2 protein-coding genes and 1 pseudogene are annotated in these 4,526 nt (G+C 77.4%); all 3 read right to left on the bottom strand.

All coding sequences use genetic code 11. The features are described 5' to 3' along the window. The coding region (locus HCN52_RS22110; RefSeq protein WP_168090202.1) for a polysaccharide deacetylase family protein at nucleotides 1-799 on the bottom strand (799 nt) is incomplete at its 3' end. Between the two features lie 85 nt (nucleotides 800-884). Continuing rightward, nucleotides 885-2,533: pseudogene (locus HCN52_RS26465) on the bottom strand (lipid II flippase MurJ). A 23-nt stretch (nucleotides 2,534-2,556) separates the two neighbouring features. Then, on the bottom strand, nucleotides 2,557-4,526 hold a 1,970-nt coding region (locus tag HCN52_RS22100; protein WP_245175358.1), incomplete at its 5' end, for an O-antigen ligase family protein.

Below are 4,526 nucleotides of genomic sequence, written 5' to 3'. Positions count from 1 at the left end.
CGGGGACGTCCGTCCCGTAGGGCATGGCGGGCGGGCGGCCGCCCGCCCGGTACGGCCCGGCCCCTGCGGCGCCCCGGGCACGGGGCGGCCGGGACCCGGTCTCGCTGCCGCCGGTCACGGTGACCGCGCGGCGCCGCAGCGGGTGGAGCACCCGCTTCGCCCACAGCCGCGCGGCGGTGTCCCGCTGCCCGACGTGGGCGCGCGGCAGCGCCCACCGGCCGGTCAGCGGGCCCGGATTGATCGAGCAGGCGTAGTCGTACCCGACCTCGCGCGCCATGGCGACCGCCGCCTCGTCCACGTCGCCGTACGGGTAGCAGAACCCGGCGGGCGGGGTGCCGCAGATGTCCGCCAGCCGGTCGCGGCTCTCCTCCAGCTCGGCCCGCAGGTCGGTCTCCCGCAGCCCTCGCAGGCTCCGGTGGTACATCCCGTGCGAGCCGACCTCCATCCCCGCGGCGGCGACCGCCCGGACGCCGTGGCCGGTCAGCAGGGGCTTGCGTGGGCCGAGCGGGTCCCAGTCGTTGAAGCCCCCCAGCAGCCCGGGGAGGACGAAGACCGTCGCCGTGCAGTCGTAGCGGTGCAGCAGCGGCACCGCGCCGGTGAGGAAGTCGGTGTACCCGTCGTCGAAGGTCAGCCCGACGAGCCCGGCCGACCGACCCGCGGCGTGCGCGGCCAGCATCTCCCCGAGGGAGACACCCCGCAGCCCCCGGTCGCGCAGCCAGCGCAGCTGCTCCTCCAACCGGCGGCGGGAGACGGTGATGTTGTAGGGGTCGGCCGTCGGGTGGTCCACAGAGTGGTACATCAGGGTCCACGGAAGCGTCGCGCCCCGCGCCCCGGCGGGCCTCGCGGACCTCACCGCGCTCCTGACGGCGGACGAGACGGTCGTCTCACGGAACAGAGCGGACATGGCGCAGCCTCCTTCGGGCTTCGGCGACCAGGGAGAGGGCCTCCGGCACCCGCAGCGCCGCGGAGGCGGCCACGAGGACGGAGGGGACCAGAACAGCGGCGGCGACCAGTGCCGCCACCGGTGAGTCGAGCCGGTCGGCCAGCGACCAGGCGGCCATGGCCGCCGCGGCGGCGGCACACGCCGTCCGGGCGAGGGTCGCCAGCACCCGCCGGATGTCCACGGCGAGCACCCGGGCGCGCAGCCCGCGCAGCATCAGCAGCGCGGCGACCGCGATGCCGGCCGCGTTGGCCGCGGCCAGTCCGGGCGCGCCCCAGGGGCCGACCAGCGCGGCGCCGGCGGCCGCGGTGACGGCGAGACCGCAGGCCATCGCCACCATCGGGTACCAGGTTGGGCGCGCCGCGGAGAAGAAGGGGCGCGCCAGGGTGCCGACGAGGGTGTGGCCGAGCAGCCCGAGGGCGTAGACCCGCATCACCGAGGCCGTGGCCTCGGTGGCGGCGGCATCGAAGGCGCCCCGCTGGAACAGCACCTCGATGAGCTGCGGTCCGCACGCCAGCACGTAGGCGGCGCCGGCCAGCACCACGCCCGAGGCCCAGACCAGGTCCCGCTCCACGCGGCGACGCGCCCCGTCCAGGTCGCCCTCGGCCATCGCGCGGGCCACCACCGGGAGGGTGACGGTCACGATCATCAGCGAGAGCACCATCGGCAACTGCGCGACCTTCTGCGCGTAGTTGAGGTGGGAGATGGCCCCGGCGGGTAGGTCGGAGGCAAGGAAGCGTTCCACCAGCACCTGCGCCTGGCGGCTCAGCGCGAACAGCGCCACCGGGGCGACCAGCGCCAGGGTCGCCGCCCCGGGCGACAGCGGCCCGTCGGCCGCCACCGCTGCGCCGGGAGGCGGCGCAGGAAGGCGGGCAGCTGCACCAGCACCATCAGCAGGCTGCCGAGGGCGACGCCGAGCGCCGCCGCCCGCATCCCCCACGCCGTGTGCAGCGCGAACGCCGCCGCGACGATCCCGAGGTTGTAGGCGATGTAGATGGCGGCGGGTGGCGCGAAACTGTGGTGCGCCCGCAGTACCGCGCTCAGGTAGCCGGCGGCTCCGAAGGTGAGCACGGTGACGGCCGTCATCCGGGTGCAGTCGGCCGCCAGTTGCGGATCGGCGAGCCCGGGCGCCAGCAGGCGCACCAGCAGCGGCGCGGTGGCGGCGAGCGCGGCAGCCGTGACGGCGAGCACCAGCAGCAGACGGGGCAGCGTCGCCCGCAGCAGCTCGCCCACCGGGTCCCGGGGCGAGGTGGCGAGCCCGCGCCGGGCGAGGGCGAGGCTGAACGCCGGGACGAGGACGAGCGCCATGGCGTCCTCGATCAGCACGGTCGAGGCGAACTCGGGGAAGGTCCAGGCGACGAGGAAGGCATCGGTCTCGCTGCCGGCGCCGAAGAGGTGGGCCAGCGTCTGGTCCCGCACCAGGCCGAGCAGCGCGCCACCCGCGGTGAGCACCGCGGTGACCAGCGCGGCCCGGGCGACGAACCTGTCCCCGGGGACGGACCGCGGCGGCGACGGCTGCGGAACCGCGTCGGCCGGGGTGGCAGCGGTCGGGGCGGAGACAGCGGTGTCCGCGGCGACGGCGTCGGCCGGCACCGGGCCCGGGGCTGCAGGGGTGGTCACGGCGCCTCCCGCTGCTCGCGGGCAGCCGGGCCGCACGGGGCGCCGCTCCCTGCCTCCGGGACGGAGTCGTCGTCGGCTGCCCCCGGGCCGGCGGAGCTGTCCGGGATGGCCGAGCTGTCCGGGGCGGTGCCGTCGGGGGTGGCGGCCCCGTCCGTCGGCCCCCGGTCAGTCGCCTCGGGGTCCGCCGCCTCGGAGCCCGCCGCCTCGGAGCCCGCCGCCTCGGGGTCCACCACCTCGGGGTCCACCACCTCGGAGCCCGCCGCGTCGGGGTCCGCCGCCTCGGGGTCCACCACCGCCATGTCCGCGGCCTCCGCCTCGGCACGGCCGTCCGAGCTGTCGTGCGAGACGGCGGCGGACGCGTCGCCCCCCGCCCCGTCCGGGTCGTCCCCCGCCCCGTCCGGGTCGTCCCCCGCCCCGTCCGCGTCGGCGTCGGCCCCGTCGGCGTCCGGTCGGGCCGGACCGGGCGCCGACGCCTCGTGCAGGCGCGCGGCGGGCGTCCCGGTCTCCGGTGCGTCGCCGTCCGCCCCGTTCGGGGCGGTGTCAGCCCCGGCGTCGCCGGGCGCCGCACCGACCGCCGGAGCCGCCGTGGCCGGAGAGGGGGTGCCGACCGCCCACCACGCCACCAGCCCCAGGACCACCGCCGTGGCGACGGTGGTGGGCCCGCCGATGTCCGCGAAGGCGAAGGTGACGGCCAGCCAGATCATCAACCCGGTGGCCAGTAGCCCCACGTCGGGCACGCCGGGACGGGCGGTGAGGAGCCCGAGAGGGCCGACCCCGCCGAACAGCCCCCGTCCGGTCCCGCCGCCCGGCGCGCCGGACGCGAGACGGCGAGCGGCCCGCACCCGCAGCAGGCAGCCGGCCAGCAGCACCGCCCAGCCGCCGATCAGCGCCGTGGCCCCCACCAGCCCCTGCTCGCCGAGGACCAGCAGGTACATGTTGTGCGGCGACTCCAGCGCCTGCCGCTGGAACTCGGCACCGGCCCCCGCGGTGTCGCTTCCCGCGGACAGCGCCACCGAGGCGTGGGCGTCGCGGTGCGCGGGGAATCCCTTCAGACCGACGCCGGTCCACGGCTCCTGCCGCCACATCGACCGCGCCGCGTCCCACATCGCGTACCGGTCCACCACCGACTGGTCGGGAGTCCCGGTGACCTGGCCGATGCTGGTCAGGCGGTCGGCCAGCCGGCCGGAGAGCGTGACTGCCGTCCCGCCGGCCAGCACGACCAGGACGCACAGCGCCGTCACCGCCCGCCGGGTCAACGCACCGGAGAGCAGCACGACGGCGGCGCAGGCGACCGCCGCGGCGATCCACGCACCGCGGCTGAACGACACCGCCAGCGCCAGCAGCAGCCACCCGGCGCAGCCGACCGCCGCCGGGCGCCACCAGCGCGGGGCGCCCGGCGGCGGTGCCAGCGCCCCGCAGACCGCGACCAGCAGGCCGAAGCAGACCACGGTGGACATGCCCATCACGTTCTGCGGGCCGAAGGTGCCGACGGCGCGGATGTCCTCCCCCATGTAGGAGGCCCCGGTGCCGGTGGCGTACTGCAGGATGCCGAGGGTGCCCTGCGCCAGCGCGAGCACGAGGAAGCCGGCGCCGACCGCACGGGCGTCCCGTCGGTCCCGGACGAGCACGACCACGGCCAGCGGGACCAGGACGAAGACCTGGAGGTACCGCACCCAGCCGACCAGCGCGTCCGGATGCCCCGTGGAGGTCAGATGGACCACGCCCAACGCCAGCACCGCGGCCGCGAAGACCGCCGCCCCCGGCACCCCGAGCGCCCGGCGCCGACCCCGCACCACCGCGACGATCCCGGCGGCCACCAGCAGCAGCGACGCGATGTCGGCGGCGACCAGCCGACCGCCGGCCGCCTCGAAGGCGCCGACGGGGACCGCGAGCAGCAGCACCGTCAGGACGGCGGGCAGCACCGCCCGGTGTCGTGACACCCGGCGCCCGACCGACGCCCCGGCGC

Source organism: Streptomyces bohaiensis, assembly GCF_012033785.1.
Taxonomy (GTDB): domain Bacteria; phylum Actinomycetota; class Actinomycetes; order Streptomycetales; family Streptomycetaceae; genus Streptomyces; species Streptomyces bohaiensis.
This window is presented reverse-complemented; position numbering and strand designations above follow the sequence as displayed.